The sequence below is a fragment of the Stenotrophomonas sp. STEN008 genome, from assembly GCF_056760435.1.
The window spans coordinates 76,227-92,370 of record NZ_JBRRET010000009.1; the positions used below are offsets into that span (position 1 = coordinate 76,227).

A 16,144-nucleotide genomic window follows, 5' to 3' on the forward strand; every position below is an offset into this window, starting at 1 on the left:
GCCGGGACAGCAATAGCCTGGGTCAAGAGAGGTCGTCCGGTGGGCGGCTACACTGCGCGGCCTCTTCTCCCCCGAAGAATCCGCAATGCGCAACAATCCGATGGTCCTGGGCATCGCCAATGGCGTAGCCGCGGGCGCGCTGTGGGGCGTGGTGTTCCTGGCCCCCGCCGTGCTGCACACGTTCAATGCCCTGCAGCTGTCTGCCGGCCGTTATCTGGTCTATGGCCTCATCGCCGTGATCCTGCTGCTGCCGCGCTGGATGCGGCTGGCGCCGAGGCTGGGGCGCGCGGAATGGTACGGCCTGCTGTGGCTGAGCCTGGCGGGCAACCTGGTGTACTTCCTGCTGCTGGCCACGGCCGTGCAGTGGGCCGGTGGCGCTGCGGCCTCGCTGATCGTCGGCCTGATTCCGGTCGTGGTGACCCTGGTGGGCGTGCGCGAGCAGGGGGCGGTTCCCCTGAAGCAGCTGTTGCCCGCCTTGGCGCTGTGCGTGCTCGGCGTGGCCCTGGTCGGGTGGGAGGCGCTGATGTCCGAACACCTGGCGACGCCCTGGCGGCAGCGCCTGATCGGCCTGCTGTGTGCCTTCGGTGCACTGTTCTCGTGGGCGTTGTACTCGATCGGCAACAGCCGCTGGCTGGCGCGGCGCCCGGATCTGTCCAGCCATGACTGGTCGTTGCTGACGGGTGTCACCACCGGCGGGTTGTCCCTGCTGCTGGTACCGATGGCCTTCGCCGGGTCCGCCGGCAGCCATACGGCCGCACAATGGGGCGCATTCTGGGCCATCAGCGCAGGTGTCGCGGTCGTGGCGTCGATCGTGGGCAACGCATTCTGGAACCGTGCCAGCCGTCTGCTGCCGCTGACTTTGACCGGGCAGATGATCGTGTTCGAAACCCTGTTCGCGCTGCTGTACGCATTTGCCTGGCAGCAGCGCTGGCCAACCGTGCTGGAGGCACTGGCGATCGTGTTCCTGGTGGCGGGAGTGATGCTGTGCGCGCGCGCTCACCGCGCGCCACGCGCGATCGCCGAACATGCCGGCTGAATGGCCATCTCAGAGTCGACGATCGCTGCTTTGTCTCAGTTGCAACCAAATGACGGCACGTTGGCAGATGATCGGCGCAGGGAGTTTTTGCGCTGCAGCACTTGACAGCAGCGGGCTGAACAGTGTTTTCTGTCCGTCATGGTCCTTGATGCCGCCACCGTCAGTCTGATTGCACCCGCTATCGCGGGGCGTCCGACTGCACCGGCCGCCATCACCACCATTACCACCACCACCGTCACCACTGCCCTGGTGCGGCCCGTCGTCTTCGTGTAACTCCCGAAAACCACGGCCCCGCACCATCCAGGTGGCGGGGAAACTCGACACCTGCATGCGACGGGGCCTCCTGCCGAGGTCTGCATGTCTTCCCACGTTCTCCCCCCTCCTGTTGCCCCGGCCGAGCTGGCCGCGCCGTCCACGGTCGTGCACAAGTTCGGCGGCACTTCGGTGGCCGACGCCGAGCGCTACCGCCATGTCGGCAGCCTGCTGCGGGCCCGCCCCGAATCGCAGCAGGTCACCGTTGTCTCGGCCATGAAGGGCGTCACCGATGCGTTGATTGAACTGGCCCAGCTTGCGGCGCGGGGAGACGAGGGGTGGCGCGAGGCCTGGCATGCGTTGCGTGCCCGCCATCGTGGGGCTGCGGTGGCCCTGCTCGGCGAACAGGTGGGCGACACCGTGGAGTGGATCGACGCGCGTTTCGAGCAGCTGTCCGAAGTGCTGGCCGCGCTGACCGTAATCGGGGAGCTGCCGCGTGAAGTGCTCGACCGCGTGCAGGGCCTGGGAGAGGTGTTCTCCGCGCAGCTGCTGGGTACGTACCTGCGCGCATGCGGCGAGGACTGCGCCGTCCTTGATGCACGCGACGTGCTCGTGGTCGGCCACGGCGAGCTGGGCGTGGATGTGGACTGGGAAGCCAGCGCCGACCGTCTGGCGAAATGGCGCCTGCAGCATCCGCAGACGCGCGTGGTCGCCACCGGGTTCGTCGCCCGGGACCGCAACGACCGCATCACCACGCTTGGCCGCAACGGCAGTGACTACTCCGGCGCGATCTTCGCCGCGCTGTTCAATGCCGACGAGCTGCACATCTGGACCGATGTCGATGGTGTGCTGTCGGCCGACCCGCGACTGGTGCCGGAGGCGGTGCAGCTGGAGTCGCTGAGCTACGACGAAGCCTGCGAGCTGGCGTACTTCGGCGCGAAAGTGGTGCACCCGCAGACGATGTCGCCGGCGATCCGGCTCGGGCTGCCGATCTTCATCCGCAACACCTTCCAGCCGACCCACCCGGGTACGCGCATCAGCGCCGAGCGCTCGCCGCGCGGACCGGTGAAGGGGCTCACGCTGAGTCCCGACCTGGCCCTGCTGAATCTCGAGGGGACCGGCCTGATCGGCGTGCCTGGCACCGCCGAGCGCGTATTCGCAGCGTTGCGCCAGGCGCAGGTGTCGGTGGTGATGATCTCGCAGGGTTCTTCGGAGCACTCGATCTGCTGCGTGGTGCGGGCTGCCGAAGCGGGCCGTGGCCGCGGAGCGTTGCTGCAGGCCTTTGCCCATGAACTGTCGGTCGGCCAGGTGCAGCGCGTACAGGTCCACGAAGGGGTCAGCGTGCTGGCGGCGGTGGGCGATGGCATGGCGGGCCAGCCCGGTGTGGCTGCGCGCCTGTTCGAGGCGCTCGGCCGGGCGCAGGTCAATATCCTGGCGATCGCCCAGGGTTCCTCCGAGCGCAACATCTCGGTGGCCGTGGACAGCGCTGACGCGACGCGCGCGCTGCGCGCCGCCCACGCCGGATTCTGGTTGTCGCCGCAGACGTTCGCGGTGGGCGTGATCGGGCCGGGCAACGTCGGTGCCGCGCTGCTGGATCAGTTGCTGGCGGCGCGCCCGCAGCTGCTGGCCAAGGCCAATGTCGATCTGCGCCTGCGTGCACTGGCATCGCGTTCGCGGATGCGGCTGGAGGCCGATGGTCTGCATGCCGACTGGCGGCAGGCGCTGCAGGCGGGCGGTGAGGCCAGCGATCTCGACCGCTTCACTGAGCACCTGCTGGCCGCGCACCTGCCGCATGCGGTGGTGATCGACTGCAGTGGCAGCAGCGAGGTCGCCGAGCGCTATGCCGATTGGCTGGCCGCGGGCATCCATGTGGTCACCCCGAACAAACAGGCAGGCGCCGGCCCGCTGTCGCGCTACCAGCGGATCCGTGCGGCGGCGGCTGCCAGCGGCGCGCGCTTCCGCTATGAGGCGACGGTGGGCGCCGGCCTGCCGGTGATCACCACGCTGCGCGACCTGGTCGATACCGGCGACGAGGTGCTGGCCATCGAAGGCATTTTCTCGGGCACGCTGGCCTGGCTGTTCAACCGCTTCGACGGCAGCCAGCCGTTCTCCTCGCTGGTGGCGCAGGCGCGTTCGATGGGCTACACCGAGCCGGATCCCCGCGATGACCTGTCGGGCGTGGATGTCGCGCGCAAGCTGGTGATCCTGGCGCGCGAGGCCGGCCACGCACTCAGTCTTGAACAGGTGCAGGTGGAAAGCCTGGTGCCGGCGCTGCTTCGCGAAGGCAGCGTCGAGGACTTCATGGCCCGCGTGGGCGAGTCTGATGCATCACTGCAGCAACGCCTGCAGGACGCGCGCGAGCGCGGCGCAGTGCTGCGCTATGTGGCCAGGCTTGACGCGGACGGCGCGTCGGTGGGTCTGCACGAGCTGCCGGCGGCACACGCGTTCGCCAACCTGCGCCTGACCGACAACGTGGTGCAGTTCCGTACCCGCCGCTACTGTGAGAATCCGCTGGTGGTGCAGGGGCCCGGCGCGGGACCGGAGGTCACGGCTGCAGGCGTGTTTGCCGACCTGCTGCGGGTGGCGGCCGGTGAAGGGGCGCGCCTGTGATCGCACGTGCATTCGCACCGGCATCAGTGGCCAATGTGGCAGTGGGGTTCGACATTCTGGGCCATGCCATCGCCGGTATCGGCGACACGGTCAGCGTGCGCCGCATCGATGAGCCTGTGGTGCGTATCGCGGCGATCCGTGGCAGTGCGGTCGAGCTTCCACTGGAGGCAGCGGGCAACACGGCTGGCGCGGCACTGCTGTCACTGCGCGAGGGCCTGGGCCTGGGCTACGGGTTCGAGCTGGAGATCGACAAGGGCATTCCGTTCGGCTCCGGCATGGGTGGCTCAGCAGCATCCTGCGTCGCGGCACTGGTTGCAGCCAACGCGCTGCTGGATGCGCCGCTGCCACGCGCCGCCCTGTATCCGCACGCGCTCGACGGCGAAGCGGTGGCCAGCGGCGGTCGCCATGGCGACAACGTCGGACCGTTGCTGGCGGGCGGGCTGGCGCTGTGCACCGCCGACAGGGTGGTGTCGGTGCCGGTGCCTGCGTGCTGGCACAGCCTGCTGGTGCATCCGCATGCCGTGCTGGAAACGCGCAGGGCACGGCAGGCGCTGCAGGGCAGTTACGCGCTGCGCGAGTTTGTCGCCCAGAGCGCGAATCTGGCCCTGGTCCTCAGTGGCTGTCATCGCGGCGATGCCACGCTGGTGCGCGCAGGCTTGCGCGATGTGCTGATCGAGCCACGACGTGCCGGCCTGATCGCGGGATTCGAGGCAGCGCGTGACGCCGCGCTGTCGGCGGGCGCGATGGGCGCGGGTATATCCGGTGCCGGTCCCAGCGTGTTCGCCTGGTTCGAAGATGCGGTGCAGGCGCAGGCTGCCGCAGGGCAGGTCCGCGCGGCATTTGCGGCTGCGGGCTTCGACAGTGACGCGTGGGTCTCGCCGTTGGACGCGGCGGGAGCACGACTGTGCTGACTTCTTTCCTCTCACTGGATGCCGATCCCATGCAATTCGTTTCCACCCGCGGCCAGTCGCCGGCCGTAGGCCTGAGTGCCGCCATCGCCGCCGGCCTCGCCCCCGATGGGGGGCTGTATGTGCCCAGCGCCTTGCCTGCGCCGCATCATGTGCAGCAGGGCGAGACCCTCGCCGAAACCGCCGCCGATCTGCTGGCACCCTTCTTCGACGGCGACGCGCTGCAGGAGGCGCTGCCTTCGATCTGCCGTGAGGCGTTCGATTTTCCGGTGCCGTTGCGTCCGCTTGGCGGTGGCGACTACGTCCTCGAGCTGTTCCATGGTCCCACTGCGGCCTTCAAGGACATCGGCGCACGTTTCCTGGCAGGCGCGCTGTCGAGGCTGCAGGCGGGCAAGGGACGCGACCTGACGATCGTCGTTGCCACGTCCGGTGATACCGGTGCCGCCGTGGCGGCGGCCTTCCATCGCCAACCGGGCGTGCGCGTGGTGGTGCTGTATCCGGATGGCCGGGTATCGCCGCGCCAGGCGCACCAGCTCGGCTGCTTCGGCGACAACATCCAGGCGCTGCGCGTGGCGGGTTCGTTCGACGACTGCCAGGCCATGGTCAAGCAGGCGCTGGCCGATCGGGCGTTGCAGGCGGACGTGCCGCTGAGTTCGGCCAACAGCATCAGCCTAGGGCGTCTTCTGCCACAGATGAGCTACTACGCGCATGCGGCACTCGTCCATCATGGGCAGCATCGGCGCCGGCTAAACCTGGTGGTGCCGACCGGCAACCTGGGCAACGCGATGGCTGCGGTGCTGGCACGCACGCTGGGGGTTCCCATCGGCCAGATCGTGCTGGCCACCAATGCCAATGATGTGCTGCCGAAGTACTTCGAGGGCGGCGCGTATCAGCCACAGGCCAGTGTCGCCACGGTTGCCAATGCGATGGATGTGGGCGCGCCGAGCAACTTCGAGCGCCTGCGCTGGCTGTACGACGGCGACGATGCCGAACTGCGCGCAGCCTTCCGTGCTTTCGCGGTGGATGATGTGACCATCCGCGCCACCATCGCCAGTGCGCACGCCAGCGGGGGCGAGCTGTTCTGCCCGCATACCGCGACGGCAGTGAAGGTGCTGAAGGACCTCCGCGCGGGCGGGGCGAAGGGCGACTGGGCGGTGGTGGCAACCGCGCACCCGGCCAAGTTCGAGGCGGTGGTGGAGCCATTGATCGGCGAAGCAGTGCCGGTGCCTCCGGCGCTGGCGGCGCTGCTGCAGCGTCCCGCGCATGCGGAACCGCTGGCTGCCGACTATGCGGCGCTGCGCGAGGTGCTGCTGCGCTGACGCACAGGTGCCGGGCATGGCGCGGTGTCGTCTGAAGCAAGGGGCAGGGTGGGGCGGCCGGTACCACCAGGCGCAGGTCGTGGCGCGACGCTCAACCCTGGACGTCGCCCGCCAGCTGGCGCAGCCCGTCCTCGTCGAGGATCTCCACGACGTTCAGGTGCGGCAGCGCGATCAGCGCCTGCTGACGCAGCTTGGTGAAGGTGCGGCTGACTGTCTCCATGGTCAGGCCGAGGTGGTCGGCGATGTCGCCGCGCCCCATCGGCAGCGAGACGCGCAGGCCGTCGCCGCCCAGTCGCGCCTCGCGCGCGGCCAGGCGCAGCAGGAAGTCAGCCAGCTTTTCCGCGGGCTGCAGCCGCGCCAGGGCGAGGGCCGCATCCTGCGCAGCGTCCAGCTCCTGGCAGGCGCGTTGCAGCAGCTTGCGCTCCAGGTGCGGATAACGCCCGCGCAGCGCCTTCATCTGCGGCAGCGCGACGCGGCAGACCCGGCTGTCAGCGATCGCCTCGATGTCGTAGCGGTGATGGTCGCTGCCGCTCAGGCCCAGGTAGTCGCCCGGCAGCACGAAGCCATTGATCTGGCGGCGGCCGTCGGCCAGCGTCCGCACCAGGCGCAGTGCGCCGGCGGTCAATGTATAGACATGCTGGCGCTCTTCGCCGGTGCGGGCGAGGGTGCTGCCCATCGTCACCGCCTGCGAGACGGTCACCTGTTCAAGTGCCTGCACTTCGTCAGGAGACAGCGCCGAACACACCGCCAGGTGGCGGACCGAGCAGTGCAGGCAGTCCAGCGTGGAGCAGGACTGCCCGGCGGTGTCGTTGTTGGCGGACGGGGCGCCGGAAGGCCGGGACATGGTGCGTGGGCGTATCGCGGGCGGGGAGGGCCTTATGATACTTCAAGCGGCTGTTCGACCCTGCGTCAGGCGGCCGCGCGCTCCAGGGCGCTAGAATGTCGCCCCCTCCCACGTCCCGTTCCAGCAGGAGTTGCTCCCGTGATCAAGCCCCGTACCCCGCCCGGCACCCTTGAGCTGCTGCCGCGCGAGCAGATTGCGTTCCAGCGCATGCTGGACGTCATCCGCCGCAACTACGAGCGCTTCGGGTTCCTGCCGGTGGAGACGCCGGTGTTCGAGCTGTCCGATGTGCTGCTGACCAAGTCCGGTGGCGAGACCGAGCGCCAGGTGTACTTCGTGCAGTCCACCGGTGCGCTGGCCAATGCCGCCGAGTCGGGTGACCGCTCGCTTCCGGAAATGGCCCTGCGCTTCGACCTGACCGTGCCGCTGGCGCGCTATGTGGCTGAGCATGAGCACGAACTGACGTTCCCGTTCCGGCGCTACCAGATGCAGCGGGTGTACCGTGGTGAGCGTGCCCAGCGCGGCCGTTTCCGCGAGTTCTACCAGTGCGACATCGACGTGATCGGCAAGGACAGCCTGAGCGTGCGGTACGACGCCGAAGTGCTGGCGGTGATCCACGCGGTGTTCTCGGAGCTGCGCATCGGAGACTTCAGCATCCAGTTGAACAACCGCAAGCTGATGCGTGGCTTCTTCGAAAGCCTGGGCGTGGCCGAGGGCGAGCGCCAGCTGGCGGTGCTGCGTGAAGTGGACAAGCTGGACAAGCGGGGCGCCGACTACGTGCGCGAGACGCTGGTGGGCGACGGGTTCGGCATTCCGGCCGGACAGGTCGAGAAGATCCTGGCATTCGTGGCCGTGCGTTCGCAGGGGCATGCCGATGCGCTGGCCCAGCTTTCGGCGCTGGAGGACGCTGCGGGGTCCTCGGAAACGCTGCGTGCCGGCGTGGCAGAGCTGCGCGAAGTGCTGCAGCTGGTGCAGGCGCTGGGTGTGCCGGAGAGTGCCTACTGCCTCAACTTCTCCATCGCCCGTGGCCTGGATTACTACACCGGCACCGTCTATGAGACCACGCTGACCGACCACCCGCAGATCGGTTCGATCTGCTCCGGCGGCCGCTATGAAGACCTGGCCAGCCACTACAGCAAGTCGAAGCTGCCCGGCGTCGGCATTTCGATCGGCCTGTCGCGCCTGTTCTGGCAGCTGCGTGAGGCGGGCCTGATCGACGGAATCGAGGCCAGCAGCGTGCAGGCGCTGGTGGCGCTGATGGACGAGCAGGGCATGGCGCAGTCACTGGATATCGCCCGCCGCCTGCGGGCCGGTGGCATCAACACCGAAGTGCAGATGGAGCCGAAGAAGATCGGCAAGCAGTTCCAGTACGCGGCCAAGGCGGGCATCCGCTTCGTGGCGCTCGCCGGCGAGGACGAACTGGCGCGCGGGGTGGTGGCGGTGAAGGATCTGCTCCGCGAGCAGCAGTTCGAGGTATCCCGCGAGGAGCTGGCCAGCACCCTGCAGGTGGAACTGGAACAGTCGAAGGTGATGGTGTGAACTGACATTGCCGTGCCGCCGCTCTCCCGGTGGGGCGGCGCTGACCTGGATGACGCCCGCCTCTGGCGGGCGTTTTTCGTTTCCGGAACCTGAATGCTCGGGTGGAGGCGATGGGGTGGTTTGACGCACTGCGCAAGAATGCGCTAATGTACTAGCGCGCTATTACATTGATGCAAGAGATCCGCCCCGTGAAAGCCCGCCCCGACATCGCCGCCAAAGACCCCCAGGCCGATCTGGAAGCCCTGGCCCAGGCGTTCGCGGCCCTGCGTGAGCCGGAGCAGGTCATGGCTTTCCTGCGTGACCTGTGTACTCCGGCCGAGCTGGAGGCCATGGCCGACCGCTGGAAAGTGGTGCCGCTGCTGCAGCAGGGGGTGCCATACCGCGAGATCCACGAGCGCACCGGGGTCAGCGTGACCACCACCGGGCGGGTGGCGCGCTCGCTCGAGCATGGCCATCGAGGCTATGCCGCCGCCATCGACCGTCTGGCCTCGCGCTGATCCGCGCCCCGTACCGAACTTCGAGACCTTCCCATGAGTGCAACCCAGGCAGCCCCGGCACGAGACCGGCTGCGTATCGCCATCCAGAAGAGCGGGCGGCTTGCCGAGCCCGCCCGCAACCTGCTCAGTGCCTGCGGCCTGAGTTGGCGCGAAAGCCGCGACAAGCTGTTCTGCTACGGAGAATCGTTGCCGGTGGACCTGCTGCTGGTGCGCGACGACGACATTCCTGGCCTGATTGCCGACGGTGTCTGCGACCTGGGCATCGTCGGTCGCAACGAACTGGACGAGCAGGCCGCCGCGCGTCGCCAGATCGGCCTGCCGGATGCCTATCAGGCCCTGCGGGGGCTGGGTTTCGGCCAGTGCCGGCTGATGCTGGCGGTGCCGGAGGACTGGCAATGGCAGGGGCCGGCGCAGCTGGCCGGCATGCGCATCGCCACCAGCTATCCCGCCATCCTCAAGGCATGGCTGGTTGAGCAGGGCGTGGACGCGCAGGTGGTGGAGCTGTCCGGTTCGGTTGAGATCGCCCCACGGCTGGGCACGGCCGACCTGATCTGCGATCTGGTGTCGAGCGGTGCCACCCTGCGTGCCAACCAGCTTGTGCCGGTGCACAACCTGCTGGACAGCGAGGCGGTGCTGGCCGGTGCGGTGCGCGTGCCCGATGACGCTCGAGCGGGCCTGCGCGCCATGCTGCTGCGCCGTCTCGATGGCGTGGTACAGAAGCAGGACCGCAAGCTGCTGATGTTCCGCGCCAGCGAAGACCGTGTTGATGCCCTGGCCCAGCTGCTGGCCGATGCCGGGCCGCTGGAGCGCCTGCCGGCTGACGGCGGCACGCTGCGGCTGCAGACCATGTGCCCCGGACCACTGAGCTGGCAGCGCATGGAAGAGCTTGAGCGTGCGGGCGCGCAGGGCCTGATGGTGTTGAGCGTGGAGCGGTCGCTGGCATGAATCGTCTGATCTGGTCGCAACTTGATGAGGCTGCGCGCAGCGCGGCACTGACCCGTCCGGTGCAGGCCGTGGCCCAGCAGACGCGCGATGCGGTCGCGACCCTGATCGCGCAGGTGCGCGCGCAGGGCGACGAGGCGCTGCGTGTGATCACCGCACGCTTTGACGGTGTGCAACTGCCGTCTTTTGAAGTGTCTGACGCCGAATTCGCGACTGCCGAAGCGGCGGTGCCAGGCGATCTGCGCCAGGCCATGGTGGAAGCGGCCGGGCGCATCGCGCGCTTCCACAGCGCAGGCATGGGCCAGGGCTATGCGGTGGAGACCGCGCCGGGCGTGGTCTGTGAACGCATGCTGCGGCCGATCGGCCGGGTCGGCCTGTATGTGCCGGCCGGCAGCGCACCGTTGCCGTCCACGGCGTTGATGCTGGGCGTGCCGGCGCAGCTGGCCGGGTGCCCGCAGGTGGTGCTGTGCACACCCCCGCGCGCCGACGGCAGCGCCGATCCGGCGGTGCTGGTGGCTGCCCGGCTGACCGGCGTGCAACGCGTTTTCAAGCTGGGCGGCGCGCAGGCGATCGCTGCGATGGCCTATGGCACCGCCAGCGTTCCGGCCTGCGACAAACTGTTCGGGCCCGGCAACAGCTTCGTCACCGAAGCCAAGCAGCAGGTCGCGCAGAACGGTGCAGCGGCGATCGACATGCCTGCAGGGCCGTCGGAAGTTCTGGTGATTGCCGATGCCGGTGCCAATCCGGCGTTTGTGGCTGCCGATCTGCTGTCGCAGGCCGAACACGGCCCCGATTCGCAGGTGCTGCTGCTGACCGATGATGCCGCGATGCTGGCCGCGGTCGAGGCCGAAGTGGAACGCCAGGTCGCGCTGCTGCCGCGGCAGGATATCGCCCGCCAGGCGCTTTCGGCGTCGCGCCTGATCCTGGTCGACACGCTGGCCGATGCCTTCGCGATCAGCAACCGCTACGCCCCTGAGCACCTGATCCTGGCCCTGCGCGAACCACGCGGCTGGCTTGATCGGGTGCAGGCTGCAGGCTCGGTGTTCCTGGGTGATTACACCCCCGAGGCATTGGGCGACTACTGCAGTGGTACCAACCATGTGCTGCCCACCGCAGGCGCCGCACGTGCGTACAGTGGTGTCAGCGTGGCCAGCTTCCAGAACTTCATCAGCGTGCAGAGTGCCAGCGCCGCCGGGTTGGCGGCGATCGGCGGCTGCGCGCGCACCCTTGCCAGCGCCGAAGGGCTGGACGCGCACGAGCGCGCCGTTGCCCTGCGCATGGAGGTGGCTGCATGAATGCCGGGATCGACGAGGTACTGGCGCTGGTGCGCCCCGACCTGCAGGCCTTTGCAGGTTACAGCTCGGCGCGCAGTGCGGCAGTGCAGGGCGATGTCTGGCTGAACGCCAACGAATCGGCCTGGGCCAACCCCGCGGACGCCGAGGGCCGCAGCCGGCGCTATCCAGAGCCCCAGCCACAGGCGTTGCGCGATGGACTGGCTTCGCTGTATGGCGTGCAGCCGAAACAGGTGCTGGTCGGGCGCGGCAGCGATGAAGCCATCGACCTGCTGGTGCGCGCGCTGTGCGTGCCGGGGCGCGATGGTGTGCTGGTCACGCCGCCGGTGTTCGGCATGTATGCGGTCTGTGCACGGCTGCAGGGCGCGCCTCTGATCGAGGTGCCTCTGGTCGATGCCGCCGACGGCCTGCGCGCTGACCTGGATGCGGTGATCGAATCGGCCAGAGCGCGCAATGCGAAGCTGGTGTTTCTGTGTGCGCCCTCCAACCCGGCCGGCAGCGATATCGCCCTGGCCGACATCGAGCGTGTGGCCGAAGCCTTGCGCGGTCGGGCGCTGGTCGTGGTCGATGAAGCCTATGTCGAGTACGCGCAGCGTCCTTCGGCGACCTCCCTGCTTGCCACGCACGCCAATGTGGCAGTGCTGCGTACGCTTTCAAAGGCCCATGCGCTGGCGGCCGCACGGATCGGAACGTTGATCGCCGCAGCGGAACTGATCGCGGTGCTGCGTCGCTGCCAGGCACCGTATCCGGTGCCGACGCCGTGCGCGGAACTGGCGGTGCAGGCGCTGCAGCCGGGAGCGCTGGCACGCACACGCGAGCGCGTGGCCACCGTGATCACCGAACGCGAGCGCCTGCGTACTGCGCTGCAGGGCCTGCCTGGCGTACGCCAGGTCCATGCGTCCGCAGGCAACTACCTGCTGGTGCGCTTTGCCGATGCCCAGGGCGCGTTCGATGCGTTGCTGGCGGCCGGCGTGGTGGTGCGCGACCAGCGTGCAGCCCCGCAGCTGGACGATGCGCTGCGGATCAGCATCGGCAGCCCCGAAGAGAATGACCGCGTGCTTGCGGCCCTGTCGGCCCGGAGGGCCGTTGCATGACCCCGATCCTGTTCATCGACCGCGACGGTACCCTCATCGAGGAACCTTCCGACTTCCAGATCGACGCCTACGAGAAGCTGCGCTTCGTGCCGCAGGTGATTCCGGCACTGCTGAAGCTGCGTGATGCCGGCTACCAGTTCGTCATCGTCACCAACCAGGATGGGCTCGGCAGCGAGGGCTATCCGCGCGCCAGCTTCGATGGACCGAACGATCTGATGCTGCAGATCTTCGAAAGCCAGGGCATCGTGTTTCGTGATGTGCTGATCGACTGCAGCTGGCCACAGGACAATGCCCCGACCCGCAAGCCCGGCATCGGCCTGATGACGGCCTACCTGCAGGACCGCAGCATCGATTGGGCACGCTCGGCGATGGTCGGCGACCGCATCACCGACCTGCAGTTCGCCGACAACCTCAACATCCGTGGCTTCCAGTTGCGCACGGAGCAGTTCGGCGGTGACTGGGACTGGCCGGGCATCGCCCACGCACTGGCCGATGCGCCGCGCACGGCCGTGGTCCAGCGCAACACGAAGGAAACGAAGATACGCGTCGAGCTGGATCTGGATCGCGCCGGTGACGCCAACATCCGCACCGGGTTGCCGTTCTTCGACCACATGCTGGAACAGATCGGCAAGCACGGTGGTTTTGCGCTGGACATCCGCGCCGAGGGCGACCTGCACATCGACGAGCATCACACCATCGAGGACACAGGGCTGGCGCTGGGCCAGGCGCTGCGCGAAGCCTTGGGTGACAAGCGCGGCATCGGCCGCTACGGGTTCACCCTGCCGATGGACGAGACCCTGGCCAGCGCAGCGCTGGACTTCAGTGGCCGGCCCTATTTCGTCTTCGAGGGCGAGTTCAAGCGTGAGCGCGTTGGCGACATGCCGACCGAACTGGTGCCGCATTTCTTCCGCTCGCTGTGCGATGCAGGTGGATTGAATCTCAATCTGCAGGTGCGTGGCGACAATGACCACCACAAGGTGGAGGCCTGTTTCAAGGCGCTGGCCCGCGCGCTGCGCCCGGCGCTGGCGCGCCAGGGTACGGCGCTGCCCTCGACCAAGGGGGCCCTGTGAGCGAAGTCGCGCTGATCGATGCCGGCGGTGCCAATCTGGGTTCCGTACGCTATGCGTTGGAACGGCTGGGCGCCAGTGTGCGCCTGGTACGCGACGCAGAGGGGCTGGCGGGCGCACGGCGGGTGATCCTGCCCGGCGTCGGTGCGGCAGGGCCGGGCATGCAGCGCCTGCACGCGCAGGGACTGGTGGAGCCGTTGCGACGGATCGAGGTGCCGTTGATGGGCATCTGCCTGGGCATGCAGCTGCTGTTCGAGCGCTCGGAAGAAGCCGGCGTGGAAGCGCTCGGCCTGATTCCCGGGGTGGTGCGCAAGCTGGTACCGGCGTGCGGCATCCGCGTGCCGCACATGGGCTGGAACCGCCTGCTGCCACTGCGGTCCTCGCTGCTGCTGCGCGATGTGCCTGATCGTGCAAGCGCCTACTTCGTGCACAGCTATGCGGCGCCATTGAACAGCCACACGGTGGCCGCCTGCGATCACGGCGGCCTGTTCACTGCCGTGGTGGAGCAGGGGCGCTACTTCGGTGCGCAGTTCCATCCCGAACGCTCCGGCGATACCGGATCGCTGATGTTGCGCAACTTCCTCGAGGGCACCGCTGCATGAGTTTCACCGTCTACCCCGCACTGGATATCCGCGAAGGCCGTGTGGTGCGGCTGCGGCAGGGCGATTACGCGCAGGAAACGCACTACGGCGACGATCCCCTGCCGCGCGCGCAGGCATTCGCCGCGCAGGGCGCGCGTTGGATGCACCTGGTCGATCTGGACGCAGCGCGTGCCGGTGGCTACACGCTGGCCCCGCTGCTGGCGGCGGTTCGCACGCAGACGACGTTGCAGGTGCAGACCGGCGGCGGTGTGCGTGGGCGTGATGATGTGGCGCGCATTCTCGATGCGGGCGCGAGCCGGGTGGTGGTAGGGTCGCTGGCAGTGCGCAGGCCCGATGAAGTGGTCGGCTGGCTGCAGGCGTTCGGTGCCGATCACATCACCATCGCGCTGGATGCACGCCAGGACCCTCAGGGCCAGTGGCAGTTGCCGGTGCATGGCTGGACCGAGAACGCGGGCGTGACCCTGGATGACCTTGCGCTGCGGTATGCACGGGCGGGCATGCGCCACCTGTTGTGTACCGATATCGCCCGCGACGGCATGCTGGCCGGGCCGAACATCGGCCTGTACCAGCACCTGGTGTCGCTGCTGCCGGGCGTGCAGGTGCAGGCCTCCGGTGGCATCCGCGATGTGGCCGACGTGGCCGATGCGCGTGCTGCCGGCTGTGGCGGCGCCATCCTTGGCAAGGCGCTGCTGGAACAGCGCATGGACCTGGCGGAGGCGCTGGCATGCTGAGTCGCCGCATCATTCCCTGCCTGGACGTGCGCGAAGGACGGGTGGTCAAGGGGGTGCGCTTCCGTGACCACGTGGACATGGGGGATATCGCCGAGCTGGCGCAGCGTTACCGCGACCAGGGGGCCGATGAGCTGGTGTTCTACGACATCGGCGCCAGCCCCGAGGCGCGTTCGGTCGATGTGGCCTGGGTCGAGCGCATCGCACGGCTGATCGATATCCCGTTCTGCGTAGCCGGTGGCATCGACAGCGTGGAAACCGCACGGCGGGTGCTGTTTGCCGGTGCCGACAAGATCTCGATCAATTCGCCGGCACTGGGCCGTCCCGCACTGATCGACGAGCTGGCTGCCGAGTTCGGCGTGCAGTGCGTGGTGGTCGGCGTCGACTCGGTGCGCGAGGCCGATGGCGAATGGCGGGTGCGCCGCTTCAGCGGCGACCCGGACAAGACCCGAGCGGTACCCATACGGACGCTGGATTGGATCGTCGAGGCACAGCGCCGCGGCGCAGGCGAGATCGTGCTGAACTGCATGGACAGCGATGGGGTGCGCCGCGGCTACGATGTGGCCCAGCTGCAGCAGGCGCGTGCGTTGTGCCAGGTGCCGCTGATCGCGTCCGGCGGTGCGGGCACGATGGAGCATTTCGCCGAGGCCTTCGACCGCGCCGACGTGGATGGTGCGCTGGCCGCCAGCGTGTTCCACAGCGGCGCCATCGCCATTGCAGACCTGAAGCGCTACCTGCGCAAACAGCAGATCGAGGTACGGGATGTCTATTGAGGTGCGACCGTCGCTGGAGGCCCTGCAGGGGCTGGACTGGAGCAAGGGGGACGGCCTGCTGCCCGCGGTGGTGCAGGACGCCGATACCCTGCAGGTGCTGATGCTGGGTTACGTCAGCGCGGAGTCGCTGGCCGCGACGCTTGCCGTCGGGCACATGACCTTCTACAGCCGCAGCAGGCAGCGCCTGTGGACCAAGGGCGAGCAGTCCGGCAACGTGCTGGCGGTGCAGTCCATCAGCGTGGACTGCGATGCCGATACGCTGCTGGTGCTGGCCCGCCCGGCAGGACCGACCTGCCACACCGGTGCGGAGAGCTGCTTCGACCAGGCGCCGAAGGATTTCCTGGGCGGGCTGGGGCAACTGGTGGCCCTGCGTGAAGCCCAGCGTCCACCCGGCAGTTACACCACCCGCCTGTTCGAGGACGGCATCCGCCGTATCGCGCAGAAGGTGGGCGAGGAGGGCGTGGAAACCGCTCTGGCCGCGGTCGCACAGGATGACGCGGCGCTGCTGGGCGAGGCTTCGGACCTGCTGTACCACCTGCTGGTGCTGCTGCGCGCACGCGGCCTGTCGCTTGACGACGCCCGGCGGGTGCTGGAAATGCGCCATCGTTGATGGCTGCATGTGGCCTGCGGTCCGCACGCGCTTT

15 protein-coding genes are annotated in these 16,144 nt (G+C 68.5%); 14 read left to right on the plus strand and 1 reads right to left on the minus strand.

Annotated features, from left to right (window positions below):
• Positions 1-85: 85 nt before the first annotated feature.
• From ACVOME_RS06975 to thrC, 4 genes are all read left to right on the plus strand, one after another.
• Positions 86-1,036, plus strand: coding sequence for a DMT family transporter (locus tag ACVOME_RS06975; RefSeq protein ID WP_481504884.1), 951 nt, complete (start codon positions 86-88; stop codon positions 1,034-1,036).
• A 357-nt stretch (positions 1,037-1,393) separates the two neighbouring features.
• Positions 1,394-3,898 (plus strand): bifunctional aspartate kinase/homoserine dehydrogenase I, encoded by a 2,505-nt coding sequence (thrA, locus tag ACVOME_RS06980; RefSeq protein WP_481504885.1) that lies wholly within the window; start codon positions 1,394-1,396, stop codon positions 3,896-3,898.
• Positions 3,895-4,809 (plus strand): homoserine kinase, encoded by a 915-nt coding sequence (locus tag ACVOME_RS06985; protein ID WP_065175578.1) that lies wholly within the window; start codon positions 3,895-3,897, stop codon positions 4,807-4,809. The genes thrA and ACVOME_RS06985 overlap by 4 nt, the downstream gene beginning before the upstream one ends.
• A 29-nt stretch (positions 4,810-4,838) precedes the next feature.
• Positions 4,839-6,125 carry a threonine synthase gene (gene thrC / locus ACVOME_RS06990; protein WP_065182706.1) on the plus strand — a complete coding sequence of 429 codons (1,287 nt, stop codon included), beginning with the start codon at positions 4,839-4,841 and terminating at the stop codon, positions 6,123-6,125.
• Between the two features lie 91 nt (positions 6,126-6,216).
• On the opposite strand, the gene ACVOME_RS06995 is transcribed toward thrC, so the two are convergent.
• Positions 6,217-6,969, minus strand: coding sequence for a Crp/Fnr family transcriptional regulator (locus ACVOME_RS06995; RefSeq protein WP_053516731.1), 753 nt, complete (start codon positions 6,967-6,969; stop codon positions 6,217-6,219).
• Between the two features lie 138 nt (positions 6,970-7,107).
• Between ACVOME_RS06995 and hisS the strand changes: the two genes are divergently transcribed.
• The 10 genes from hisS (at position 7,108) to hisIE (ending at position 16,110) form a co-directional block, all read left to right on the plus strand.
• Complete coding sequence (hisS, locus tag ACVOME_RS07000) at positions 7,108-8,505, plus strand: histidine--tRNA ligase (RefSeq protein WP_053516730.1); 1,398 nt, start codon at positions 7,108-7,110, stop codon at positions 8,503-8,505.
• A gap of 188 nt (positions 8,506-8,693) precedes the next feature.
• Positions 8,694-9,002, plus strand: a complete 309-nt coding sequence (locus tag ACVOME_RS07005; RefSeq protein ID WP_074901503.1) for a YerC/YecD family TrpR-related protein — start codon at positions 8,694-8,696, stop codon at positions 9,000-9,002.
• Between the two features lie 33 nt (positions 9,003-9,035).
• Complete coding sequence (gene hisG / locus ACVOME_RS07010) at positions 9,036-9,947, plus strand: ATP phosphoribosyltransferase (protein ID WP_053516728.1); 912 nt, start codon at positions 9,036-9,038, stop codon at positions 9,945-9,947.
• The gene (gene hisD, locus ACVOME_RS07015) at positions 9,944-11,239 is read left to right on the plus strand and encodes a histidinol dehydrogenase (protein ID WP_065175580.1); all 1,296 of its coding nucleotides are present in this window, start codon (positions 9,944-9,946) and stop codon (positions 11,237-11,239) included. Before hisG ends, hisD begins: the two co-directional genes overlap by 4 nt.
• Entirely contained in the window at positions 11,236-12,330 is a 1,095-nt protein-coding gene (hisC, locus tag ACVOME_RS07020) for a histidinol-phosphate transaminase (RefSeq protein WP_481504886.1), read from the plus strand. The genes hisD and hisC overlap by 4 nt, the downstream gene beginning before the upstream one ends.
• The gene (hisB, locus tag ACVOME_RS07025; RefSeq protein WP_053516725.1) at positions 12,327-13,400 is read left to right on the plus strand and encodes a bifunctional histidinol-phosphatase/imidazoleglycerol-phosphate dehydratase HisB; all 1,074 of its coding nucleotides are present in this window, start codon (positions 12,327-12,329) and stop codon (positions 13,398-13,400) included. Before hisC ends, hisB begins: the two co-directional genes overlap by 4 nt.
• Entirely contained in the window at positions 13,397-13,999 is a 603-nt protein-coding gene (gene hisH, locus ACVOME_RS07030) for an imidazole glycerol phosphate synthase subunit HisH (protein ID WP_053516724.1), read from the plus strand. The genes hisB and hisH overlap by 4 nt, the downstream gene beginning before the upstream one ends.
• Positions 13,996-14,730 carry a 1-(5-phosphoribosyl)-5-[(5-phosphoribosylamino)methylideneamino]imidazole-4-carboxamide isomerase gene (hisA, locus tag ACVOME_RS07035; RefSeq protein ID WP_053516723.1) on the plus strand — a complete coding sequence of 245 codons (735 nt, stop codon included), beginning with the start codon at positions 13,996-13,998 and terminating at the stop codon, positions 14,728-14,730. The genes hisH and hisA overlap by 4 nt, the downstream gene beginning before the upstream one ends.
• The gene (hisF, locus tag ACVOME_RS07040) at positions 14,724-15,500 is read left to right on the plus strand and encodes an imidazole glycerol phosphate synthase subunit HisF (protein ID WP_481504887.1); all 777 of its coding nucleotides are present in this window, start codon (positions 14,724-14,726) and stop codon (positions 15,498-15,500) included. The genes hisA and hisF overlap by 7 nt, the downstream gene beginning before the upstream one ends.
• The gene (hisIE, locus tag ACVOME_RS07045; RefSeq protein WP_461289056.1) at positions 15,490-16,110 is read left to right on the plus strand and encodes a bifunctional phosphoribosyl-AMP cyclohydrolase/phosphoribosyl-ATP diphosphatase HisIE; all 621 of its coding nucleotides are present in this window, start codon (positions 15,490-15,492) and stop codon (positions 16,108-16,110) included. The genes hisF and hisIE overlap by 11 nt, the downstream gene beginning before the upstream one ends.
• Positions 16,111-16,144 lie beyond the last annotated feature (34 nt).

What these genes read in the sequence shown, in the direction of transcription:
- ACVOME_RS06975 (WP_481504884.1), top strand. Translation starts at nt 86, where the DNA reads ATGCGCAACAATCCGATGGTCCTGGGCATCGCCAATGGCGTAGCCGCG.
- thrA (WP_481504885.1), top strand. Translation starts at nt 1,394, where the DNA reads ATGTCTTCCCACGTTCTCCCCCCTCCTGTTGCCCCGGCCGAGCTGGCC.
- thrC (WP_065182706.1), top strand. Translation starts at nt 4,839, where the DNA reads ATGCAATTCGTTTCCACCCGCGGCCAGTCGCCGGCCGTAGGCCTGAGT.
- ACVOME_RS06995 (WP_053516731.1), bottom strand. Translation starts at nt 6,969, where the DNA reads ATGTCCCGGCCTTCCGGCGCCCCGTCCGCCAACAACGACACCGCCGGG.
- hisG (WP_053516728.1), top strand. Translation starts at nt 9,036, where the DNA reads ATGAGTGCAACCCAGGCAGCCCCGGCACGAGACCGGCTGCGTATCGCC.
- hisD (WP_065175580.1), top strand. Translation starts at nt 9,944, where the DNA reads ATGAATCGTCTGATCTGGTCGCAACTTGATGAGGCTGCGCGCAGCGCG.
- hisC (WP_481504886.1), top strand. Translation starts at nt 11,236, where the DNA reads ATGAATGCCGGGATCGACGAGGTACTGGCGCTGGTGCGCCCCGACCTG.
- hisB (WP_053516725.1), top strand. Translation starts at nt 12,327, where the DNA reads ATGACCCCGATCCTGTTCATCGACCGCGACGGTACCCTCATCGAGGAA.
- hisA (WP_053516723.1), top strand. Translation starts at nt 13,996, where the DNA reads ATGAGTTTCACCGTCTACCCCGCACTGGATATCCGCGAAGGCCGTGTG.
- hisF (WP_481504887.1), top strand. Translation starts at nt 14,724, where the DNA reads ATGCTGAGTCGCCGCATCATTCCCTGCCTGGACGTGCGCGAAGGACGG.
- hisIE (WP_461289056.1), top strand. Translation starts at nt 15,490, where the DNA reads ATGTCTATTGAGGTGCGACCGTCGCTGGAGGCCCTGCAGGGGCTGGAC.